Raw genomic sequence first — 20992 nt, forward strand, 5'->3', positions numbered from 1 at the left:
TGGCGAGACAGATCCTTCCGTCATTCGAGACGAAGTTCATGGCGGCTCGGCATGCACCGATCAGTCGAAACCTGCCCGTAACCGCAAAGCCACTGACAACTACGCGCGTTGACAATAGGCTGCGGCAGTCCTCCGCCTCTCATCCATCGCCCACGTCCAAGGGGACCCATGTCAGTGACCCACCCGCGTCGCCGCGGAGCCCGCCGCGTCGCCGCCGCGACCGCCGGTCTGGCCGCGGTCGGTGCGCTCGTCATAGCGAGCCCGACCGCCCAGGCCCACGAGACCCACCCCGGGGGTCACGGCCACGGCAGCCGTACCGTCGACCTCCAGTTGCTCGCCGTCAACGACTTCCACGGCAACCTGGAGCCCCCGGCCGGTTCCTCCGGCCGCGTCACCGAGCTCCAGGCGGACGGCACCACCAAGACGATCGACGCCGGCGGCGTCGAGTACCTGGCCTCCAGCCTGCGCACCGCCCGCCAGGGCCAGGAGCGTTCGCTGACCGTGGCCGCCGGCGACATCGTGGGCGCCAGCCCGCTGCTGTCCGGCCTGTTCCACGACGAGCCCACCGTCGAGGCCATGAACAAGCTGGGCCTGGACGTCACCGGCGTCGGCAACCACGAGTTCGACGAGGGCAAGGACGAGCTGCTTCGTCTGCAGAACGGCGGCTGCCACCCGGTCGAGGGCTGCTACGAGAAGGGCCGCGCGTTCGAGGGCGCCGACTACCCGATCCTCTCGGCGAACGTCGTCAACGAGAAGACCGGCCGCCCGCTGCTCAAGCCCTACACCATCGAGAACGTCAAGGGCGTCCGCGTCGGCTTCATCGGCGTCACGCTCGAGGGCACCCCGAACATCGTCACCGCCGAGGGCGTCAAGGGCCTGAAGTTCCTCGACGAGGTCGAGACGATCAACAAGTACACCAAGGAGCTCAAGCGCAAGGGCGTCAACGCCGTCGTCGCGCTCGTGCACGAGGGCGGCTTCCCCGCCTCCTCCGCGTACAACTACGACTGCGACGCCGGCGGCTCGGGCACCGGTCTGTCCGGCCCGATCGTCGACATCGCCAAGCACACCTCGGCCGACGTCGACGCGCTGGTGACCGGCCACACCCACAACGCGTACGTCTGCACCATCCCCGACCCCAAGGGCAACGACCGCCTGGTCACCAGCGCGGCGTCCTTCGGCCGGCTCTTCACCGAGCTGGACATGAAGTACGACACGCGCACGCACGACATCGTGCGCGCCTCGGTCCGGGGCTCCAACCACGTCGTGGACCGCACCCAGAACAAGGCCGCGGACATGACCTCGCTGATCAGCCGCTGGCAGACGCTGGCCGCCCCGGTCGCCGGCCGCACCGTCGGCTACATCTCCCAGGACATCACCCGGGCCGGCAGCGAGTCCGCCCTCGGCGACCTCATCGCCGACGCGCAGCTCGCGTACGCCAAGACCCTCGACCCCTCGGCCTCGATCGCGCTGATGAACCCCGGCGGCATCCGCACCGACCTGGTGCACAAGGCCTCCGGCAGCGAGGGCGACGGCGTCGTCACCTACGGCGAGGGCTTCGCGGTCCAGCCGTTCAGCAACACGGTCAACCTGCGGACGCTGACCGGCGCGCAGCTGGTCACCGCGCTCCAGCAGCAGGTCAGCGGCAGCAACGAGGCCGCCCCGAAGATCCTCCAGATCTCGGCCGGCCTGACCTACACGCTGGACCTCACCAAGTCCGGCGCCGCCCGCGTCGTGACCGACTCGATCCGCCTGAACGGCGCCCCGATCGACCCGGCCGGGAGCTACCGCGTCGCGATGAACTCCTTCCTCTCCGGCGGCGGTGACGGCTTCGGCGAGCTGGCCAAGGGCACCGGCGAGCTCGTCGGCGGCGACGACCTGGCCGCGCTCAACGCCTACCTGACCGCCAACTCCTCGGCCTCCGCGCCGCTGGCGGCCCCGGCGGCGAACCGCATCACGATCGTCCAGTAGTACGCGGCGGGAGCGGGCGGGTCCCGCGACCGGGCACCGCACCGGGGGCGGCCGTCGACACCGACGGCCGCCCCCGTCGTTCGCGGCGGCCCGCCCCGTCCCCCGCCCGGTCTCCGCCCCGTCCCCGCCCCGTCACCCCGCCCTCGCAACGCCCGCCCGCGCTCCCTACGCTGTGGACATGACGACTACGGGGCGACGGCGGTTCAGGTCCGGCACGGTGATCCTCGGCGGCATGGGCGTGCTCGCCGCCGCGCTGGCCGCGTGCGGCTCCGAACCCGACGAGCGCTGCGTGGACCCCGACACCTACCGCACACTCCCGCCCGAGAAGTGCGACGACGGCAGCGGCCAGGGCCGCTACTACTACGGCGGCAGCGTCCGCAACGGGAAGGCCAAGGGCGGCAGCTTCGACAAGTCGTCGGTGAAGACCGGGGGCTTCGGCGGCCACGGGTCGGGCCACGGGTCCGGCGGCGGCTGATGCGCCGGCACGCCGTCGAGCCGCGCCCCGGCTGGCAGCGGATCGTGGAGGAGCAGGGCGTCGTCTACCCGCTGACCCGCTACCCCGACGGCTCCCTGCGGCCGTACTGGGACGAGAGCGGGTACTACGAGTTCTCGCTCCCGGAGGTCGAGGCCCTGGAGGAGACCGTCGGGGAGCTGCACGCGATGTGCCTCGCCGCCGCGGAACACATCGTGGCCGAGGACCGCTTCGCCGAACTCGGCGTCGACGACCCGCGCCTGGCCGCCCGGATCGCCGAGTCCTGGCGGCGGCGGGCGGAACTCCCCTCCCTCTACGGGCGCTTCGACCTGCGCTACGACGGGACCGGCCCGGCGAAGCTGCTGGAGTACAACGCCGACACCCCCACCTCGCTGGTGGAGGCGGCCAGCGCCCAGTGGTTCTGGATGGAGGACCGCTTCCCCGGCGCCGACCAGTGGAACTCCCTGCACGAACGCCTCGTCGACGCGTGGCGGCGCCAGGCCCCGCTGCTGCCGCCCGGCCCGGTGCACTTCGCTCACACCGAGACCGACGAGCTCGGCGAGGACCTGATGACGGTGGCCTACCTGCGGGAGACCGCGGAACAGGCCGGGCTCGACACGCACGCCCTGTCCGTGGAGGCGATCGGCTGGGACGAGCTCTCCGGCCGTTTCGTCGACGACCGGCTGCGCTTCATCCGCAGCTGCTTCAAGCTCTACCCCTGGGAGTGGCTGGCCGGCGACCCCTTCGGCGGCCATGTCCTGGACACCCTCGACAACGGCGGCGGCACCGGCACCACCTGCTGGATCGAGCCCGCCTGGAAGATGCTGCTCTCCAACAAGGCGCTCCTGGCCGTCCTGTGGGAGCTCTACCCGGGCCACCCCAACCTTCTCGCCGCCCACCTCGACGGCCCCCGCGAACTCGCCCGGACCACCGGCTGGGTCGCCAAGCCGCTGCTCGGCCGCGAGGGCGCCGGCGTCACCGTGCACCGTGCGGGGCAGGCCGCGGAGGCACGCGCCGACGAGCCCTGCTGCTACCAGGAACTGGCCCCGCTGCCCGTGTTCGACGGCAACCACGTGGTGCTCGGCGCGTGGGTCGTGGCGGACGAGGCGGCCGGGCTCGGCATCCGCGAGTCGGCGGGCCTGGTCACCGACACCTACGCGCGCTTCCTGCCGCACGTCATCCGCTGAGCGAGAACGGCGGCTCAGGGTGACCCGCCGGCCGCAGCGTGTGCGAGGAAGGCGCTTACCCCTTGCGTCGAAGGGGAGTTACCAGCGGAAACACTTTCCTCGGCGGTAACTTGTGCTTCACCATGGGCAGCCCTGTCCCTCCAGACCCATCGATGTGTCCGGGTGGTCCGCTGTGTCCAAAACCCACCAAGCGCCCGTTGACGACCAGTTGTCCGACGCCGCTCTCACCGAGCGGGTACGGGCCGGCGCACCGACCGCCTACCCGGCGACCGAGGAACTGCGCCGCCGCCATCTGCCCGCGGTCGCCTGCTACGCACGGCTGTGCGCCCGCGACCGGGCCGCCGCCGACCAACTCGCCGCGCAGGCCTTCGCGCTGGCCTGGCAGGAGGTGCACCGGGGCATCGACCCCCGCGGCCCGTGGCGGCACCGGCTGCTGATGCTCGTCCACCAGGCCGCCGCCGTGTGGGCGGCCGGCACCCGCCGCGAGCGGCTCGGTGACGACTACGCCGCCTTCATCGACGACATCCGCGGCGCCGAGCGGCGCCTTCCCGGCCTCCCGGGGCTGCCCGTCCATCCGCGGCTCCATCTGGCCGAACGCTCCGTGCTGTCCGGAGCCTTCGCGGTCCTGCCGCAGCACACCCAGGGCCTGCTGTGGCACACGGTCGTCGAGCGGGAGAACGCCCCCGACGTCGCCCGCTGGACGGGCGACCGGCCCACGGAGGTCGCGGACCTGACCGCCAGGGCCCGGGACGCGCTGCGCGAGGCCTACCTGCGGACGTACCTGGACCGCAGCGAGGACCCCCGGTGCAAGGGCTTCGGCAGGCTCCTGGACGCCGCCGCCCGACGCGACGACGCCCGGCAGAACGAGGACGTGGACCGGCATCTCGCGCACTGCCAGGGCTGTTCCGGCGCGCTGGAGACGCTGATCGCCCTCGAACACGACCCCCGGCCGCTGCTCGCCGCGGCTCTGCTCGGCTGGGCCGGGCCCGCCTACCTGGCGGCCCGCTCCGCCCCCGCGCTGCCCGCCGCCGCACCCGCCCCGCCCGCGGCGCCCGCCATGTCCCGCCGGCGCCGGCGGCCCGGCCCGCTGGAGCGGCTGCTGAGCCTGCGCACCCGCTACCCCTCGCCCCTGGTCTCCCTGCTGCTCGTCACCGTCGCCGGCCTCGCGGCCACCGGTCTGGTGTACGCGACGGGCGACGACCCCGCCCCGACCGGCAACGACGGAGCGCTGCCCCGGCCGCCGGCGGACTCCGTCACGGTCACCGCGACCGCCACGCAGACCGTCACCCCGAGCCCCACCGCGACCCGCGGTCCCTCGCGTACGCCCTCCGCCTCCGCCACCGCGAGCGCGTCGGCGACCCGCTCACCCGCGCGGCCGACGCGCACACCCGGCGCCGACCCGCCGCGCAGGGTGCCGGGCGGCGACTGGGGCCAGGTCGTCAACGACGCGTCGGGCCTCTGCCTGGACGTACGGGACGAGGAGTTCGACAAGGGCGACGACGTCATCGTCGCCGGCTGCGACTCCGGCTCGGCCTCCCAGCAGTGGCGGGTGGACTCCCGCGGCCTGCTGGTCAACGGCGCGGACTCCTCCTTCTGCCTGGACTCGCGCGGCGACACCGACCGCGGCCTGGGCATCTGGGCCTGCTCGTCGGTCGAGGGCAGGAACGCGGCGAACCTGCAGTTCCTGGTCGACTCCCTGGGCCGGGTCCGCCCCCGGATCGACCCCGGCACCGCGATGCAGCCGGACGGCACCGCCCCCGGCTCCACCCTCTCCTTCGCCCCCACCGGCACCGGCGACGCGCAGCGCTGGCACGCCGGGTAGCCGGCGGGCCCGGTCAGGCCCCCGGCGCCTCGGGCGGCGGGGTCCGCGCCCCGGGCAGCCGGACGACCGCCACCGTGCCGCCGCCCTGCGCGGGGTGCACCGCGACGGTGCCGCCGAGCTGCTGCACCGTACGGGCCACGATCGACAGGCCGAGGCCCGAGCCGGGCAGACTGCGGGCGGAGGCCGAACGCCAGAAGCGCTCGAAGACGTGCGGCAGGTCCTCGGGCGGGATGCCGGGGCCGTGGTCCCTGACCGTCAGCTCGCCGCCGTGCAGGTCCACCTCGACCGTGCCGGCCGGCGGGCTGAACTTCACGGCGTTGTCCAGGAGGTTGATCACCGCCCGTTCCAGGGCGGACGGCTCGGCCCGCAGGTACCAAGGCGCCAGCTCGGCGGTGATCTTCAGGTCGGGGCCGGTACGCCGCCGGGCCCGCTCCAGCGCGGCCTCGACGACCTCGTGGAACGCCACGGTCTGCGAGGGCGCGCCGCCGTGCGCCACGTCCGGGCGGGACAGCTCCTGCAGATCGCCGATCAGCGCCGCCAGTTCGCCCATCTGCGCCTTCACCGACAGCATCAGCTCCCGGCGGTCCTCGGGGGGCAGCTCCCGGCCGGTCAGTTCGCTGCGTTCCAGCAGCTCGATGTTGGTGCGCAGGGAGGTGAGCGGGGTGCGCAGCTCGTGCCCGGCGTCCGCGATCAGCTGTTGCTGCAGCTCGCGGGAGGAGGACAGCGCGGCCGTCATGGAGTTGAAGGAGGCCGACAGCCGGGCGATCTCGTCGCGGCCCTCGACCGGGATGCGGACGCTCAGGTCCTCGGTGCGCGCGACGTGCTCCACGGTGTCGGTGAGCCGGTCCACCGGCTTCAGCCCCGCGCGGGCCACCCCGAGGCCGGCCGCGCTCGCGCCGAGCACCCCTATGCCGCTGACCGCCAGGAGGACCAGGGCGAGGGTGTTCAGCGGCCCGGTCACCTCGCTGAGCGGCAGCGCGGTGGAGATGGCGACCGGCACCTTCTGGTCGCGGGACGTGATGGTTGCCTGCTGCGTCAGGACCCGCATCTCGGTGCCGTCGGCCGCGGTCACGGTCTGCAGCGACTTCGGGCTCTCCCGCCGCAGGACGGCCAGATCGGCCTTGGTCACCGGGAGCGTCTGGTCGCCGAGCACCCAGCACGACGTGCCGTTGACGGTGACGAGCTGCATGGACGCGCGGTACGGATTGGCGACGACCCGCCAGTCGTCGGTGTTGCTGTCCGGCTCGCTCAGGCAGCCGCGCAGCCGCAGCACCTCCGTGGCCGCGTGTCCCCCTCCGGTCGAGGCGTCGTGCAGCGAGTCGTCCAGACGCTGGTTCAGCTGCGCCCGCACGATGAACCAGCAGGCCAGCGCGCACCCGGCCACGGCGACCGCCACGGCGGCCGCGGTGAGGATCGCCAGCCGGGAGCGCAGCGGCAGGGAACGGAAGCGCGGGATGCGCGGCATCAGCCCTTGCCCTCCGCGGAGCGCAGCACGTAGCCGACGCCCCGCACGGTGTGGACCAGCCGGGGCATGCCGCCGGCCTCGGTCTTGCGCCGCAGGTACATCACGTACACGTCCAGGGAGTTGGAGCTCGGCTCGAAGTCGAAGCCCCAGACCGCCTTGAGGATCTGCTCGCGGGTGAGCACCTGGCGCGGGTGCGCGAGGAACATCTCCAGCAGGGTGTACTCGGTGCGGGTCAGTTCGACCGGCACGCCGGCCCGGGTGACCTCGCGGGTCGAGGTGTCCATCCGCAGGTCGGCGAAGGACAGCGCGCTCTCCTCGGCGGTGTCGGCGCCCGGCACCGCCGCGTACGCGCTGCGTCGCAGCAGCGCCCGCAGCCGGGCCAGCAGTTCGTCCAGCTCGAAGGGCTTGACGAGGTAGTCGTCGGCGCCGGCGTCGAGACCGGTGACCCGGTCGCCGACCGTGTCGCGGGCGGTGAGCATGAGGATCGGGGTGGTGGTGCCGCCGGACCGGAGCCTGCGGGCGGCGGTGAGGCCGTCCATGCGCGGCATGAGGACGTCGAGGACGATCGCGTCGGGTCGGTAGGAGGCGACCTGGTCCAGGGCGGCCAGGCCGTCCTCCGCCAGCTCGGTCTGGTATCCCTCGAAGGCGAGGCTGCGCCGGAGTGCTTCGCGGACCGCGGGCTCGTCGTCCACGATCAGGATGCGGGCGGGGGCCTCGTCGTTCTCGCCGGGGCTCATGGTCTTCCACCTCGCGGGATGAGGGTCGGGGGCGGCGGGTGCCGCCGGGGCGTGCGGCGGGGTGCTCCGGTTCTTAGCCTCGCACGGCGGCGAGGCGGTGGGCCGCAATCGCCCGGCGGGCGTAGCGGCGCGCGTACCGGCGGGTGGTCGCGATCTCGGGCTCGCGGGCGGCCGGCTCCCGGTAGGGGATCAGCGCGCGGTCGGCGGGGCCGGACGGGACGGTCGCGGGGTGGAGGGAGGTGCTGAGGAAGACGTTCATGGTGGCCACATCCCTTCGATGCGGTGCGGTCAGCTGTCGCTGCCGCCGTTGCGCAGGGTGTCGAGGTCTGCCTTGAGGGTGTTGACCGGGATGGCGAAGCCGAGACCGACGCTGCCCGCCTGGCCGGAGGAGGAGGAAGCGGCGGAGTACATGGCCGAGTTGATGCCGATGATCTCGCCGCTCATGTTGATCAGGGCGCCACCGGAGTTGCCGGGGTTGAGCGAGGCGTCGGTCTGGATCGCCTTGTACGTGGTCGTGGACGGGCCGACGTCGCCGTTGTACTGGCCGCCGCCGAACTCGAACGGCCACCGGCCGGGCCCGCCGCCGGGCCGCTGCCCCTGGCTCTGGCCGGTGGAGACGGTGACGTCGCGATCGAGCGCGGAGACGATGCCGCTGGTGACGGTGCCGGTCAGGCCCTCGGGGGAGCCGATGGCGACGACCTGGTCGCCGACCGTGACCCGGCTGGAGTCGCCCAGTGACGCGACCGGCAGGCCGCTCACGCCCTCGGCCTTCACCAGCGCGAGGTCCTTGCCGCCGTCAGTGCCGACGACGCTGCCGGTGACCGTCTTGCCGGAGCTGAAGGTCACCTTGACCGAGTCGGCCCCGGAGACGACGTGGTTGTTGGTGACGATCTCACCGTCGCCGGTGACGACCACACCCGAACCGGTCGACTCCCCGGCGCCGGACGTCGCGCTGATCTCCACGATGCTCGGGCTGACGGCGGCGGCCACGGCCGCGACGCCGGTGTTGCCCGAACTGCTGGTGCCGATCACCTTCGTCGAGGTGCCTGCCGCGGCCGGAGCGGTGGTCGCCCGCCCCACCAGGGCGGCCGTCCCGCCGCCGATCAGCGCGGACACCAGCGCCACGGAGGCGACCAGTGCCACCGGGCGGCGCGTGCGGGGCTGGGCCTGCGCCTGCGCCACCGGCTGGGGGTGCGAGGCGTAGGGCGCCGGGTTGCCGTACGAAAGGTGCGGCTCGTACGGCGGCCGGGGCGGGTACCCGCCGGCGCCGTGGGACTGCTGCGGCTGCTGCGGGTCGTGGGCGTCGTTGCGACGGGCGTCTTCGTTCATGCCTATGACTGTGCTCACCGAACATGAGAGCTTCCTGAGCACGGCCTGAGAACCGGGGCAGAGTTCCGTATGCCCGATATAAAGAACGAAACCCGCAGGTCAGGGCCGAGGCTTACACGGCCCGTAGCCAGGTCGCCGGCCGCGGCGGGCGGGAGCCGCCCGCCGTGGCCGGCGCGGGGGTCAGTGGCAGCCGCAGCTGCGCCGCACGACCAGCCGGGACGGGAACTGCCGCAGCCGCTCGCGCCGCGAGCCGGAGACCCGCAGCCCGTCGTCCAGCACCAGGTCCACCGCCGCACGGGCCATCGCCTCGCGGTCCGAGGCCACCGTGGTCAGCGGCGGGTCGGTGAGCGCCGCCTCCTTGACGTCGTCGAAGCCGGCCACGGCCAGCTCGCCGGGCACGTCGATCCGCAGTTCGCGGGCCGCCCGCAGTACGCCGATGGCCTGGTCGTCGGTGGCGCAGACGATCGCGGTCGGCCGGTCGGGGTGGGACAGCAGTTCGAGGCCCACCTGGTAGGCGTCGTAGCGGTTGTACGGGGTGGAGAACAGGCGCCCCTCGACGGAGCGGCCGGCCTCGTGCATCGCCCGGCGCCAGCCCTCGACGTGGTCGGTGACGGGGTCGCCGGACTTCGGGGTGGCCTCGGTGCCGCCGAGGCAGGCCACGTACTCGTGCCCGTGCTCCAGCAGATGCCGGGTGGCGAGCTGGGCGCCGCCGACGTCGTCCGTCACGACCGCGACGTCGTCGATCGCCTCGGGCCGCCGGTGCATCAGCACGACCCGCGCGTCCCAGGCGTCTATCTCCAGCGCGGCGTGCTCGCTGAGGCCCTGGCTGATGAGGATCAGCCCGGAGACGCGCATACCGAGGAAGGCGCGCAGGTAGTGCACCTCGCGCTCGTCGAGGTAGTCCGAGTTGCCGACCAGCACCATCTTGCCGCGCTCGGCGGCCGCCCTCTCGACGGCGTGCGCCATCTCCGCGAAGAACGGCTGCCGGGCGTCCGGCACGATCAGCCCTATGAGGTCCGTGCGGCGGCTCGCCATCGCCTGGGCCACCCGGTCGGGGCGGTAGCCCAGTTGCTTGATCGCCGCGAGCACGCGCTCGCGGGTGGCCGGTGCGACCGGCCGGGGTCCGTTGTTGATGACGTAGCTGACGACTGCGGTCGAGGTCCCCGCAAGCCTTGCCACATCGTCACGCGTCACCTTTGCCACGGGCCGAGTCTACGCGGGTACACCCGTGCATCCCACCGTCTGTCCACAGGCGTGACCACCGTGTGATCAGCCGTTCCGGGAGGGGGTCACGGCCGCCCCCTCCGCCGGTGCCTGCCCGCTCCGCGCGGCCCCTGCCTCCTCCTCCGCCGGCCGGTCGCCCTTCTCCGGGGTGACGAAGCGGTAGCCGACGTTGCGGACGGTGCCGATCAGTGACTCGTGCTCGGGCCCGAGCTTGGCGCGCAGGCGCCGTACGTGCACGTCGACGGTGCGCGTGCCGCCGAAGTAGTCGTAGCCCCAGACCTCCTGCAGCAGCTGGGCGCGGGTGAAGACCCGGCCCGGGTGCTGCGCGAGGTACTTCAGCAGCTCGAACTCCTTGAAGGTCAGGTCCAGGACCCTGCCCTTGAGCTTCGCGCTGTACGTGGCCTCGTCCACCGACAGGTCGCCGTTGCGGATCTCCATCGGGCTGTCGTCGACGCCGGTCTGCTGGCGGCCCATCGCCAGCCGCAGCCGCGCCTCGACCTCGGCGGGCCCCGCGGTGTCCAGCAGGACGTCGTCGATGCCCCAGTCCGCGGTGACGGCCGCCAGGCCGCCCTCGGTGACCACCAGGACCAGCGGGCAGCCAGGTCCGGTGGAGCGCAGCAGCTGGCACAGCGAGCGGACCTGCGGCAGGTCGCGGCGTCCGTCGACGAGGATCACGTCGGCGCCGGGGGTGTCCACCAGCGCGGGGCCCTCGGCCGGGGCCACCCGTACGTTGTGCAGCAGCAGTCCGAGCGCGGGGAGCACCTCGGTGGACGGCTGGAGCGCGTTCGTCAGGAGGAGGAGAGAGCTCACCGGCCGCTCCCATCGTTCATCGTCCGGTCATGCGTGTTCCGCTTGCCCATTGCGACCCTCCTCGGTCCCTGCGAGGACGTGTGCGTCCGCCGACGTGTGCGCTCCGGTCGCCCGGAAAGCACGAAAGGACCCGGGGGCGACGCTGCCCGGATCCTCTTGACCCAAGAGAATAGCCCACATGGAGTCGGTAAGTGAGTCCGCGGTTGCGCGGTCGTGTGTCCCGTCGATCATTTCCGGTGGGTTGCGAGCGGTGCTGACGGCCGAGGACCGGGTGCCGATCGACGCCGCCTACCTGCCTGGATCGACGCCCGGAGGGCTCGCGATCGTGGTCGCGCACGGCTTCACCGGCGCCCTGGAGCGGCCGGCCGTGCGCCGCGCGGCGGAGATCTTCGCCGGCGCGGCCGGTGTCGGCGGTGTGGTGACCTTCTCCTTCCGGGGCCACGGCCGCTCGGGCGGGCGCTCCACGGTCGGCGACCGCGAGGTTCTGGACCTGGACGCGGCGGTGCGCTGGGCACGGCGGCTCGGCCACCCCGCGGTGGCCTCGGTGGGCTTCTCCATGGGCGGCTCCGTCGTTCTGCGGCACGCGGGGCGCAAACCGGCACACGAGGGGGCGCACATTGATGCGGTCGTCTCTGTGAGTGCGCCCGCGCGCTGGTACTACCGCGGTACGGCGCCGATGCGCCGGGTGCACTGGGCGATCACCCAGCCCGTGGGACGCCTGGTCTCCCGGGGACTGCTGCACACCCGCATCCACGACAAGGACTGGGACCCCGTGCCCGTGCCGCCCGTCGAGGCCGTGCGGTCCATCGCGCCCACCCCGCTGCTCGTCGTGCACGGCGACCGCGACGGCTACTTCCCGCTCGACCACCCGCTCTCCCTCGCCGACGCCGCGGGCGGCGCGGCCGAACTCTGGATCGAGCACGGATTCGGCCACGCCGAGAACGCCGCGGCGCCCGACCTCCTGCGCCGCATCGCCGGGTGGACGACCGGACGGGCCCGCCCCGCCGGCGCACCCGCCTGACGCCGGGACCCCGCACCACCGGGCCCGGCCGCCGCGTGCCGCCCGCGCTGCGCCATCATGGACCGCGGCAGGACCCGCACGGGCGAACGGAAGGACCGCTATGGCGGCACACGGAACCATCCGGTACTGGGCAGCGGCCAAGGCCGCCGCCGGCGCAGCGGAGGAGCCGTACCGGGAGGGCACCCTCGCCGAGGCGCTGGACGCGGCGCGCGAGCGCCACGCGTCCCGCCCCGAGTTCGCCCGCGTACTGGCGAACTGTTCGTTCCTGGTCGACGGCAACCCCGTCGGCACCCGGGACCACGCCGGGGTCCGGTTGGCGGACGGCGGCACCGTCGAGGTGCTCCCGCCGTTCGCGGGAGGATGAGCACGTGACCGACAACCACGACTGGTACGACCGCGGCGCCGGCCCGATGCCGGCGCCCGACACCACCGCCGTCCTCCCGCCCGTAGACGGCGCTCCGGAGCCGCCCCCCGGCGGCGGCCGCGCCGCCCGGCGCCGCCAGGCGTCCCGCACCGGCTCGCCGATCATCGCCCCCGGCATGCAGCCCGCCCTCGTCACGGCCGCGCTGGCGCTGGTGCTGGCCGGCGGGGCGCTGCTGGGCCGCCCCGCGCTCGCCGCGGCGGGCGTGGTGCTGCAGGCGGTCACCGCGGCCGGCTGGTTCCGGCTGAACGGCATGTGGCCGGCCCGGCAGGGCATCGTGCTGGCCTTCCTGGCGGGCGTCACCGCCGAGGCCGCCGTGCTGGTCGACGGGGTGGACAACGCCCCGGCGGTGATCATCGGCACCCTCGGCGTCTGGCTGCTGCTCGTCCTCGTCCTGCAACTGCGCCACCGCGGCAGCCCCGAGGAACGGCTCTCCTCGCTGACCGCGACCTCCGCCTCGACGCTCATCACGATCCTGGCCACCGGCTTCCTGGCGACCACGGCCGACCCGCGGGGCACCGACGCCGTCGTGACCGCGGTGATCGCCGTCGCCGTGGCGACGCTCGCCCGGGCGATCCCGCTGCCCGGCGTGGTCTCGGTTTTGGTCGCGCTCGCCGCCGCAACGGGCAGCGGCATCGCCCTCGGGCAGCTGGAGACCTCCGACGCGGCGCTGGTCGCGCTGGCCGCCGGGGTCTGCGCGCTGATCGGCCTCCGGGTGGCCAGCTACGACTTCCCGTCCCGGTTCGTCCACTTCACCGCGGGTGTGGCCCTGCCGCTGACCGCCGCGGCCCCGGCCGTGTACGTGATGGCCCGGGCACTGCTGGGCTGAGACGCACTAGGGTCGGTCCGAACACCGACTCGGGGGTTGACTGATGCGTGCTGTCCGGATCCTGCTTGTCCTCGTCGTGGTCCTCGGCGGCCTGTTCGTCGCGGCGGACCGGATCGCCGTGCACTTCGCGGAGTCTGAGGCGGCGGACCGGGCGCAGCAGACGCTCGGGCTGACCTCGCCACCCGGGATCGACATCAAGGGCTTCCCGTTCCTCACACAGGTGCTGGCCGAGAAGCTGGACGACGTCGAGGTGACCGCGGACGGCGTGCAGGCCACCGGCACCGGCGGCCAGACGCTGCGCGTCGCCCGCTTCCAGGCCGATCTGCACGGGGTGAGCCTGGGCAGCGGCTTCAGCAGCGCGGTCGCCGACACGGCCGAGGGCACCGCCCTCGTCAGCTACGAAGACCTCGCCAAGGCCGCTCCGAGCGGTGTGACCATCGGCTACGGGGGCGCCTCGGAGAACGGCAAGGGCCGGGTCAAGGTGGGGGTGGAGGTCTCCACGCCGGTCGGCACGGTCAAGCGCAGCGTGGTGAGCGAGGTCAGCGTGGCGGGCAAGGGCGGCATCAAGCTGACCGCGGGCAAGATACCGGGACTGGAGTCGCTGCCTCCGGTCGTGGAGGACCTGATCCGCGAGCGGATCGACTTCACCCGCGCCCTGTCGGGCCTGCCGGAGGGCATCGAGCTCAGCTCGGTGACCGCGACCGCCGACGGCATCAGCGTCGCGGCGACCGGCACCAAGGTCGTTCTCGCCCAGTGAGACGGGGGCGTCCGCTCCGCAGTCGATGCGCGGGAGCCGGGGCGCCGGTCCGACGGCGGACTCCCCGGTACCCGCTGTTCGTCTCGAAGTACGGACAGTCTTTTCTCGGTATGCGGACCGGCGGTGACACCGGCCGGTCCCCTTCCCTACGATCGAGCCCATGAAGCGACAGGCGGACCTCACGAAGCGGCGGGCAGTCGACCTGTGCCGTGTCGCCGCCATGCTCTGTCGCGTCCCCTAGGGGCCCCCGCGCCGTCTTCCGGCGCCGCACGCCGCCCCGTCCTTCCCCGCGCAAACGCCGTGACGCGCCCGTGCAGCGCAGCCGGCACCCGTGCGCACCCGTCCGTGCGCCGAGACATCCGCAACTGCCCCGGAGGAGACAGCAATGAGCCGCAGTGACGTCCTGGTGGACGCCGACTGGGTCCAGGCCCGGATCGACGACCCGAAGGTGGTCATCGTCGAGGTCGACGAGGACACGTCGGCGTACGACAAGAACCACATCAAGAACGCCGTCCGGATCGACTGGAAGAAGGACCTCCAGGACCCGGTGCGCCGTGACTTCGTCGACCAGGCCGGCTTCGAGAAGCTCCTGTCGGAGAAGGGCATCGGCAACGACGACACCGTCGTCCTCTACGGCGGAAACAACAACTGGTTCGCGTCCTACGCGTACTGGTACTTCAAGCTCTACGGCCACCAGGACGTCAAGCTCCTCGACGGCGGCCGCAAGAAGTGGGAGCTGGACTCCCGCGACCTCGTCGACGGTTCCGAGGTCCCGGCCCGCCCGGCCACCGAGTACCGGGCCCAGGCCCAGGACGTCTCGATCCGCGCCTTCCGCGACGACGTCGTGGCCGCCATCGGCAACCTCAACCTGGTCGACGTCCGCTCGCCCGACGAGTTCTCCGGCAAGCTGCTCGCCCCGGCCCACCTCCCGCAGGAGCAGTCCCAGCGCCCGGGCCACATCCCGACCGCCCGGAACATCCCCTGGTCGAAGTCGGCCAACGACGACGGCACCTTCAAGTCGGACGACGAGCTGAAGGAGCTGTACGAGGGCGAGGGCGTGGACCTGGCCAAGGACACCATCGCCTACTGCCGCATCGGCGAGCGCTCCGCGCACAGCTGGTTCGTGCTGCACGAGCTGCTCGGCCAGCCCAACGTCAAGAACTACGACGGTTCCTGGACCGAGTACGGCTCCCTCGTCGGCGTGCCGATCGAGCTCGGCGCAGCCAAGTAAGCCCCCGAGACCCCGACCCGGAGGAATCAGCACCATGTGTGGAGCGAAGGCAGGCGGCCCGGACCTGGCCGGCATCGACGTGGCGACCGAGACGATCATCCAGGGTTCCGTGACCCGCGACGGCGAGCCGGTGACCGGTTACGTCCGGCTGCTGGACGGCGGCGGCGAGTTCACGGCCGAGGTGCCGACCTCGGCGACCGGCCAGTTCCGCTTCTTCGCCGCCCCCGGTTCGTGGACGCTGCGCGCCCTCGTACCGGGCGCGACGGTGGACCGTGCCGTCGTGGCCCAGCGGGGCGACCTCACCGAGGTCGCCATCGCCGTCTGACCCGACGGCCGCCCGAACGCGAAGGGCCGCATTTCCACCGGGCCACCGAGTGGGAGTGCGGCCCTTCGGGTCGTACGGTGGAAGGGTGTCCACGAGGCGTCGTCGTCGCTGGTATTACGCCATGATGGGCAGTTGCGTTCTGCTCTTCGTCCTGGCGTGGAGTCTGGTGCGCCTGTGGTCGGTGCCGGTGGCCGTCGGGATGTGCGTGGTGGCCATGGTCATCCCGCCGATCGCCGCCGTCGTCGCCAACCGCAGGGGCCCAAACGAGCGCTGGTGGGACGAGACCGGAGACCCGACCTCCGACGAGTGGTGGCGCGAGCTGGACCGCCGCGACGACCACCGCGACCAGCACTGACGCCCTGCGGAGACATGTCCCGGGTCCGCGGCGGTGGCTCTCAGTAGACGAGCGCCTGCGTTCCGTCGGTCATGGCCTCGCTGACGAAGACCTGAGCACCGGCGATCCGAACGCCCTCCAGGACGTCCTTCTCCGTGATGTCGCGGCGCGCCGCGCACTGCGTGCACAGCGTGATCCGCCCGCCCGCCAGGATCCCCTCGATCAGCTCGGGCAGCGGCGCCGCGTGCGGCAGCTCGAACTCCGCGGCCCGTCCGGGCAGCGCGAACCACGAGGACTCGCCGGTCAGCCAGAGCGACACCTCCACGCCGCTGGCGACCGCCACCGCCGCCACCGTGAACGCCTGGGAGCAGCGTTCGGGAGCGTCCGCACCTGCGGTTACCTTGATCACGAGCTTCTTCGCCATGGGCCATACCCTAAGCTGGGCCGTCTCACAGGAAAAACATTGAGAGCGTTTGCCGACGCTCGGCATAATGCGTTCGCCGCGTGGGCGCGATCAGCGCGCCGACCGCGGATTTCTGCCCGGGGGGGCTTGTGGAAGCGCGTACGGATTCGCGTACCGGCGTCGTGATCGCCTCGATCGTCGGACTTGTTGTGCTCGCGACATTGACCGCGGGGGCCGTCGTGGCGTTCGGCTCCTCGTCATCGTCGCCGTCCGCGTCCGGGCTCCCCGGCGGGGCCGCACCGAGCAGTGCCGTTCCGGGGACGAGCGACCCGGCATCGCCGTCACCGGCGCAGTCCCCGAGTCCCGCCGCGACGGCCGCGCCCTCGCCCACCCAGACCCTCAAGGGCACCGTGGACGGCGGCAGGCACCGCGGCGACCTGCGCTACTTCCTGCTCGCCCCGCCGGCGGACGCCGAGGTCTACGGGGACGAGGAGGGCACGGAGCTCTCCCGCTCCGAGGTCGCGGACTCCGCCGACGTGAAGCAGGCCCTGGCCACCCACGGCTTCAAGGCGGCGGCCCAGCGGACCTACCTCACCGGCGACGGCGACTACGAGGTCTCCGCGCAGCTCGTCCGCTTCGCGAGCGAGAGCTCCGCCACCGCGTACTTCAACGACTTCTCCTACCAGGGCACCCGGATCACGCTGCCCTCGTCGGGCAGCCCCGCCAAGGCCTACCGGCTGTCGTCCTCCTCCGCGGAGAGCACCGGCTCGGTGATCGTCCTGTCCCATCAGGGCGACGTGCACATCACCCTCTCCGTCACCGGGGCGAAGACCCCCGGCAAGGACCTGCTCGCCCGGCTCCTCGACAAGCAGTACCGGCGTCTGAGGACCGGCCGCTGAGCCGCACGGCACACCGGACGTACGGACCGTCCCGCCCGCCGTCCGCACCCACCCACGAACACCCCAGTGGAGAACCCCTTGTCCCAGGACACCCCCGTCCAGGAACAGGTCGCCCCTGTTCCGGACGGGCCCCCCGTCCGCCCGCCGCGCAGACGCGGCCGGACCACCCTGCTGATCGCCTGCGCGGCGGTCCTCGGCGTCCTCGCGGGCGCCGGCGCCGGCTACCAGATCCAGTACGACCGTCCCGAGACCCCGCTCCCGCCGCTGGCCCAGCACAAGCTCGTGCAGCCCAAGGGCGCCGCCCCCGCGGCGAAGCCGCTGACGGCCGCCGAGGACACGCTGGTCACCTCCGACGGGGACCTGCGCAAGCTGCTGCTGAAGCGGCCGAAGGGCGCCAAGGACTGGACCGTTCCGTACGGCGAGGACGGCTGGGTCTCGCTCTACGACTACGCCGACACCTTCAAGGACCCGAGCTGGGTCTTCACGGACCTCCTGAACGGCGACTTCAGGCGGCTGGCCGCGGCGACGTGGAAGACCGGTTCGGGATCCTCCACGACGACGACCGAGATCCGCCTGGTGCAGTTCCGCGACGAGTACATGGCGGTCACACCCCTGGAGCTTGAAGGGCAGCAGGAGTACATGCCGACCAAGAAGTACGCGGGCTACGGGGGCTCCGCCATCCCGGGCACGCGCGACGGCAGGGTCTGGGTCTACACCAAGGAGAAGGCCGGCTACCTGCCGGTCCACATGGCACGCGCCCTGGCCCGCAAGGGCAACGTCATGATCGACATATGGATGTCCTCGGGGCGGCCGATCAGCGAGTCCACGATCAAGGCTGTGGCCAAGCGGCAGTGGGAGCGCATGTGAACGACGAGACGATCCCTCCCGCCGTGACCGAGCCGACGTCGGCGGAACCGCGGACGGAGACGGCGAGCGAGACGCCGGCGGAGACGGCGAGCGGGACGGCGCCCGGACCCGAGACCGCTGACACGCAGGCGGCCGCCCTCGCCCCGGCCGGGGAGGAGAGCACTCCGGCGCCCCGCAGGAGCCGTCGCGGCGTCGCCCTGGGGACGGCCGCCGCACTGGTCGCCGTCATCGCGGGCGGCGGTATCGGCTTCACCGTCCTCCAGCACCAGAAGGACGACGCGAAGCAGGCGAGCGCGCAGACCTGGAAGGCCCCCGAGCCCAAGAAGACCAGCGAGTACGGCACCAGGTCCGGCGGCAGCCACTACGGCGCTCTCGGCAAGCTGTTGCTGCCGGTGCCCGACGACTACTCCCCGGGGCCGGACATCGCCGAGTTCGGCAACGACGCCGAGCTCTCGGCCGAGCGGGCCGAGGAACTGATGCGCGGCGACCTGGACGGGGTGCCGAAGAAGCAGCGCGACATGGTCCGCAAGGCGGTCGCCCGGCTCCACATCCAGGGCATGGGCATGCGCACCTACCGCGAGGACCAGTCGAGGTTCTTCGTCGAGACCCAGATCGTCCAGATGAAGAACAAGCGCTCCGCGAAGGCCGACACCGAGTTCTTCACCGCCTTCACCAAGGCCCTCGGCGTCTTCCGCAACGGCCCGAAGATCGCGGGCCACAACAAGGCGCGCTGCGTCCTGCCGCCGAAGGAGCCGGGCCAGAAGCTCGACAGCATGGTGTGCCAGGCCACCGAGGGCGATCTGCTGATCCGCATGTCGGTGACCGGCACGTCGCCGTTGCGGAAGACCGAGGCGGCCGACCTGCTCAAGCAGCAGCTCGACCGCGTGCAGGACCCGGGAGAGGCCGCATGACCGAGCAGACCCAGAGCGACGACGTGAAGAAGATCCCGGCGCAGTCCGCGGCCCCGGCGGAGGAGACCCTCACGGACTCCGGTCCCGCGGCCGCCGTGCCGGCGGGGGTCGGCCCGGCTGAGGCCGCGCAGACCCCGTCGGACGGGGCCGCGACGGAGCCCGCGGGCACCCCGGCGGAGACCGTCGGGCCTGCCGTCGCGGATGCCGCGGATGCCGCGGAGCTCACGGAGCTCACCGAGCCCGCGGAGGCCGTCGCGGAGCCGGTGCCCGCCGAGGCGACCCCCGCCGAGTCCGTGACGCCCGGCCCGCGCAAGCGCCTACGCGACCGGCGGGGCCTGCGCGCCGCCGTGCGCTGGACCGCTGCCGTCGTGGTGTTCGCCGTCCTCGGCGGTGCCGCGGCGTACGCCGTCACGCAGCCCGAGCGGACCGAGATCCCGGGCCTGGAGACCCCGGACGACGGGCGCTGGACCTACCCGGCGCTGAAGCTGCCCAAGCTGCCCGCCGGACAGCCCGGTGCCATGGACAGGGACAACCCGGCGGGCCGGCACCACGCGGACCTGCGGACGCTGCTGCTCCCCATTCCCAGCGGCGCGAAGAGGGACACGTCGTTCCCGGACCGCGGCGGCTGGCTGCCGACGGCCGACTTCGTGGAGATCTACCCGGAGGACGTCCGCAAGAAGTTCCGCGCGGCGCTGGACGACAACACGCTCCGGCACATCGCGGCACGGGCCTGGACCATGCCCGACGGCACCCGCACCGAGATCTACCTCGTCCAGTTCGCCACCGAGCCGTACACGACCCGGGTCAGGAACGAGCTGATCGTCCCCGCCTCCTTCGCGCAGGCCGCCCACCCGCAGACGGACACCACCTGGAGCGACGACGACTCGGCCGTTCCCAAGGGGGAGATGGTCTCGCCGTACAACGAGGCCTCGCCGCGCGGTGCCACGCACCTGCGCGCCGCGTACATCACCGCGGGCGACACCCTCGCCGTGGTCCACATGGAGAAGGCCGGCACCCAGCCCGCCGTGCCGTTCCACCAGACCGTGCTGCTCCAGGCACAGCTGCTCGGCTGACCCGGGCCGTACGCGGGAGACCGGGTGCGGGCGCGGCGCGCGGACCTCGCGCGGCCGCGCCCGTACCCGCCCACTAGACTCGTACCCGGCCCCACCGGGCCGCCGACCGTCCGCGCCTGCCCGAGGAGCACACTCGTGAGCCCCATCGAGTTCTTCTTCGACACCCTGCTCGTCCTGGTCTGCCTGGGCGTCATCGCGTTCTCCGCTCTGGCTGTGAAGAAGCTCTACCAGGGACAGCGCTGAACATGATCGAGATCCCCTCCGACCTGCATCCCGACCTCGTCCCCCTCGCCTTCCTCCTGGGCACCTGGGAGGGCGCGGGCGTCTTCGACTTCCCGGGCGCCGAGAAGTGCAACTTCGGGCAGGAAGTGATCTTCAGCCACGACGGCCGGTCGTTCCTGGAGTACACCTCCAAGACCTGGGTGCTGGACGCCGAGGGCAAGCCGGTGAAGCCGCTGGAGAGCGAGTCCGGCTTCTGGCGCATCGACAAGGACCGCAAGGTCGAGATCACCATGACCCGCGACGACGGCGTCATCGAGATCTGGTACGGCGAGCTCGCCGAGGCCAAGCCGCAGATCGACCTCGTCACCGACGCCGTGGCCCGGCTCGGCGACGCGCCCCCGTACAGCGGCGGCAAGCGCCTGTACGGCTACGTCAAGAGCGACCTGATGTGGGTCGGCGAGAAGGCCACCCCCGAGGTGCCGCTGCGCCCCTACATGTCGGCGCACCTGAAGAAGGTCGTCAACCCGAGCGAGTGGGCGAAGGACCTCAAGGACCTCCCCGACGACGGCATCGCCTTCTTCCGCTGAGCCGTCCGCCCGGCCCGCCGCCGAGCGGGCCCCGCGGCCCCGTACGGCTGCCCGAGGGGGATCACGACTCCGTGATCCCCCTTTTCCCTGCCTAGACT

23 protein-coding genes and 1 pseudogene are annotated in these 20992 nt (G+C 72.7%); 17 read left to right on the plus strand and 7 right to left on the minus strand.

What is annotated here, in order from left to right; translation table 11 throughout:
- The first annotated feature begins 168 nt into the window (after window positions 1–168).
- The 4 genes from PV342_RS29170 to PV342_RS29185 all read left to right on the plus strand — a co-directional run bounded on the left by PV342_RS29170 (window position 169) and on the right by PV342_RS29185 (window position 5449).
- The gene (locus PV342_RS29170; protein ID WP_400805899.1) at window positions 169–1968 is read left to right on the plus strand and encodes a bifunctional metallophosphatase/5'-nucleotidase; all 1800 of its coding nucleotides are present in this window, start codon (window positions 169–171) and stop codon (window positions 1966–1968) included.
- Window positions 1969–2146: 178 nt separating this feature from the next.
- Window positions 2147–2443 (plus strand): hypothetical protein, encoded by a 297-nt coding sequence (locus tag PV342_RS29175; protein WP_360999644.1) that lies wholly within the window; start codon window positions 2147–2149, stop codon window positions 2441–2443.
- Window positions 2443–3627 carry a glutathionylspermidine synthase family protein gene (locus PV342_RS29180; RefSeq protein ID WP_449708360.1) on the plus strand — a complete coding sequence of 395 codons (1185 nt, stop codon included), beginning with the start codon at window positions 2443–2445 and terminating at the stop codon, window positions 3625–3627. The genes PV342_RS29175 and PV342_RS29180 overlap by 1 nt, the downstream gene beginning before the upstream one ends.
- A gap of 172 nt (window positions 3628–3799) precedes the next feature.
- On the plus strand, window positions 3800–5449 hold the full coding sequence (locus tag PV342_RS29185; protein ID WP_500319276.1) for an RICIN domain-containing protein: 1650 nt from the start codon (window positions 3800–3802) through the stop codon (window positions 5447–5449).
- Window positions 5450–5462: 13 nt separating this feature from the next.
- On the opposite strand, the gene PV342_RS29190 is transcribed toward PV342_RS29185, so the two are convergent.
- The 6 genes from PV342_RS29190 to PV342_RS29215 form a co-directional block, all read right to left on the minus strand.
- Window positions 5463–6914, minus strand: a complete 1452-nt coding sequence (locus PV342_RS29190) for a sensor histidine kinase (protein ID WP_386995569.1) — start codon at window positions 6912–6914, stop codon at window positions 5463–5465.
- A complete protein-coding gene (locus tag PV342_RS29195; RefSeq protein ID WP_018559660.1) occupies window positions 6914–7651 on the minus strand; it encodes a response regulator transcription factor in 738 nt (245 codons plus the stop codon). Before PV342_RS29195 ends, PV342_RS29190 begins: the two co-directional genes overlap by 1 nt.
- 73 nt (window positions 7652–7724) lie before the next feature.
- The gene (locus tag PV342_RS29200; protein WP_089227694.1) at window positions 7725–7910 is read right to left on the minus strand and encodes a hypothetical protein; all 186 of its coding nucleotides are present in this window, start codon (window positions 7908–7910) and stop codon (window positions 7725–7727) included.
- Window positions 7911–7939: 29 nt separating this feature from the next.
- Window positions 7940–8980, minus strand: a complete 1041-nt coding sequence (locus tag PV342_RS29205; RefSeq protein WP_500319279.1) for a S1C family serine protease — start codon at window positions 8978–8980, stop codon at window positions 7940–7942.
- Between the two features lie 180 nt (window positions 8981–9160).
- Window positions 9161–10183: a LacI family DNA-binding transcriptional regulator gene (locus tag PV342_RS29210; RefSeq protein ID WP_026251096.1), complete on the minus strand. Its 1023-nt coding sequence runs from the start codon at window positions 10181–10183 to the stop codon at window positions 9161–9163.
- Between the two features lie 66 nt (window positions 10184–10249).
- On the minus strand, window positions 10250–11014 hold the full coding sequence (locus PV342_RS29215; RefSeq protein WP_500319281.1) for a response regulator transcription factor: 765 nt from the start codon (window positions 11012–11014) through the stop codon (window positions 10250–10252).
- Between the two features lie 178 nt (window positions 11015–11192).
- On the opposite strand from PV342_RS29215, the gene PV342_RS29220 reads away from it, so the two are divergent.
- From PV342_RS29220 to PV342_RS29255, 8 genes and pseudogenes are all read left to right on the plus strand, one after another.
- Window positions 11193–12035, plus strand: a complete 843-nt coding sequence (locus PV342_RS29220; protein ID WP_500319283.1) for an alpha/beta hydrolase — start codon at window positions 11193–11195, stop codon at window positions 12033–12035.
- Between the two features lie 100 nt (window positions 12036–12135).
- The gene (locus PV342_RS29225) at window positions 12136–12399 is read left to right on the plus strand and encodes a MoaD/ThiS family protein (RefSeq protein WP_018559654.1); all 264 of its coding nucleotides are present in this window, start codon (window positions 12136–12138) and stop codon (window positions 12397–12399) included.
- Window positions 12400–12568: 169 nt separating this feature from the next.
- Window positions 12569–13285, plus strand: a pseudogene (locus PV342_RS29230) (hypothetical protein); the annotation flags it as partial.
- A gap of 43 nt (window positions 13286–13328) precedes the next feature.
- Window positions 13329–14042: an LmeA family phospholipid-binding protein gene (locus PV342_RS29235; RefSeq protein ID WP_400805882.1), complete on the plus strand. Its 714-nt coding sequence runs from the start codon at window positions 13329–13331 to the stop codon at window positions 14040–14042.
- A gap of 160 nt (window positions 14043–14202) precedes the next feature.
- Window positions 14203–14283 carry a putative leader peptide gene (locus PV342_RS29240; protein WP_354797803.1) on the plus strand — a complete coding sequence of 27 codons (81 nt, stop codon included), beginning with the start codon at window positions 14203–14205 and terminating at the stop codon, window positions 14281–14283.
- 144 nt (window positions 14284–14427) lie between these two features.
- The gene (locus PV342_RS29245) at window positions 14428–15273 is read left to right on the plus strand and encodes a sulfurtransferase (RefSeq protein WP_400805881.1); all 846 of its coding nucleotides are present in this window, start codon (window positions 14428–14430) and stop codon (window positions 15271–15273) included.
- A gap of 34 nt (window positions 15274–15307) precedes the next feature.
- Entirely contained in the window at window positions 15308–15598 is a 291-nt protein-coding gene (locus tag PV342_RS29250) for a DUF1416 domain-containing protein (RefSeq protein ID WP_018559650.1), read from the plus strand.
- Between the two features lie 121 nt (window positions 15599–15719).
- Entirely contained in the window at window positions 15720–15953 is a 234-nt protein-coding gene (locus PV342_RS29255) for a hypothetical protein (protein ID WP_386995589.1), read from the plus strand.
- A 40-nt stretch (window positions 15954–15993) separates the two neighbouring features.
- Here PV342_RS29255 and PV342_RS29260 read toward each other — a convergent pair whose 3' ends face one another.
- On the minus strand, window positions 15994–16356 hold the full coding sequence (locus PV342_RS29260; RefSeq protein ID WP_018559648.1) for a DsrE family protein: 363 nt from the start codon (window positions 16354–16356) through the stop codon (window positions 15994–15996).
- A 161-nt stretch (window positions 16357–16517) separates the two neighbouring features.
- On the opposite strand from PV342_RS29260, the gene PV342_RS29265 reads away from it, so the two are divergent.
- From PV342_RS29265 to PV342_RS29285, 5 genes are all read left to right on the plus strand, one after another.
- Window positions 16518–17234, plus strand: a complete 717-nt coding sequence (locus PV342_RS29265) for a hypothetical protein (protein WP_500319286.1) — start codon at window positions 16518–16520, stop codon at window positions 17232–17234.
- A gap of 78 nt (window positions 17235–17312) precedes the next feature.
- Entirely contained in the window at window positions 17313–18101 is a 789-nt protein-coding gene (locus PV342_RS29270) for a hypothetical protein (RefSeq protein WP_400805875.1), read from the plus strand.
- Complete coding sequence (locus PV342_RS29275; protein ID WP_500319288.1) at window positions 18098–19012, plus strand: hypothetical protein; 915 nt, start codon at window positions 18098–18100, stop codon at window positions 19010–19012. The genes PV342_RS29270 and PV342_RS29275 overlap by 4 nt, the downstream gene beginning before the upstream one ends.
- On the plus strand, window positions 19009–20085 hold the full coding sequence (locus PV342_RS29280) for a hypothetical protein (protein ID WP_500319290.1): 1077 nt from the start codon (window positions 19009–19011) through the stop codon (window positions 20083–20085). The genes PV342_RS29275 and PV342_RS29280 overlap by 4 nt, the downstream gene beginning before the upstream one ends.
- Before the next feature lie 245 nt (window positions 20086–20330).
- Complete coding sequence (locus PV342_RS29285) at window positions 20331–20894, plus strand: heme-binding beta-barrel domain-containing protein (RefSeq protein WP_018559641.1); 564 nt, start codon at window positions 20331–20333, stop codon at window positions 20892–20894.
- Window positions 20895–20992 lie beyond the last annotated feature (98 nt).

The sequence above is a fragment of the Streptomyces sp. PA03-3a genome (assembly GCF_033792735.1).
Lineage (GTDB): Bacteria > Actinomycetota > Actinomycetes > Streptomycetales > Streptomycetaceae > Actinacidiphila.

Excerpts from the sequence above, each read along its gene's own strand:
- PV342_RS29190 (WP_386995569.1), bottom strand. The coding sequence starts at position 6,914 with ATGCCGCGCATCCCGCGCTTCCGTTCCCTGCCGCTGCGCTCCCGGCTG.
- PV342_RS29280 (WP_500319290.1), top strand. The coding sequence starts at position 19,009 with ATGACCGAGCAGACCCAGAGCGACGACGTGAAGAAGATCCCGGCGCAG.
- PV342_RS29255 (WP_386995589.1), top strand. The coding sequence starts at position 15,720 with ATGATGGGCAGTTGCGTTCTGCTCTTCGTCCTGGCGTGGAGTCTGGTG.
- PV342_RS29205 (WP_500319279.1), bottom strand. The coding sequence starts at position 8,980 with ATGAACGAAGACGCCCGTCGCAACGACGCCCACGACCCGCAGCAGCCG.
- PV342_RS29200 (WP_089227694.1), bottom strand. The coding sequence starts at position 7,910 with ATGAACGTCTTCCTCAGCACCTCCCTCCACCCCGCGACCGTCCCGTCC.
- PV342_RS29245 (WP_400805881.1), top strand. The coding sequence starts at position 14,428 with ATGAGCCGCAGTGACGTCCTGGTGGACGCCGACTGGGTCCAGGCCCGG.
- PV342_RS29235 (WP_400805882.1), top strand. The coding sequence starts at position 13,329 with ATGCGTGCTGTCCGGATCCTGCTTGTCCTCGTCGTGGTCCTCGGCGGC.
- PV342_RS29240 (WP_354797803.1), top strand. The coding sequence starts at position 14,203 with ATGAAGCGACAGGCGGACCTCACGAAGCGGCGGGCAGTCGACCTGTGC.
- PV342_RS29260 (WP_018559648.1), bottom strand. The coding sequence starts at position 16,356 with ATGGCGAAGAAGCTCGTGATCAAGGTAACCGCAGGTGCGGACGCTCCC.
- PV342_RS29175 (WP_360999644.1), top strand. The coding sequence starts at position 2,147 with ATGACGACTACGGGGCGACGGCGGTTCAGGTCCGGCACGGTGATCCTC.
- PV342_RS29195 (WP_018559660.1), bottom strand. The coding sequence starts at position 7,651 with ATGAGCCCCGGCGAGAACGACGAGGCCCCCGCCCGCATCCTGATCGTG.
- PV342_RS29225 (WP_018559654.1), top strand. The coding sequence starts at position 12,136 with ATGGCGGCACACGGAACCATCCGGTACTGGGCAGCGGCCAAGGCCGCC.
- PV342_RS29285 (WP_018559641.1), top strand. The coding sequence starts at position 20,331 with ATGATCGAGATCCCCTCCGACCTGCATCCCGACCTCGTCCCCCTCGCC.
- PV342_RS29180 (WP_449708360.1), top strand. The coding sequence starts at position 2,443 with ATGCGCCGGCACGCCGTCGAGCCGCGCCCCGGCTGGCAGCGGATCGTG.
- PV342_RS29170 (WP_400805899.1), top strand. The coding sequence starts at position 169 with ATGTCAGTGACCCACCCGCGTCGCCGCGGAGCCCGCCGCGTCGCCGCC.
- PV342_RS29250 (WP_018559650.1), top strand. The coding sequence starts at position 15,308 with ATGTGTGGAGCGAAGGCAGGCGGCCCGGACCTGGCCGGCATCGACGTG.
- PV342_RS29220 (WP_500319283.1), top strand. The coding sequence starts at position 11,193 with ATGGAGTCGGTAAGTGAGTCCGCGGTTGCGCGGTCGTGTGTCCCGTCG.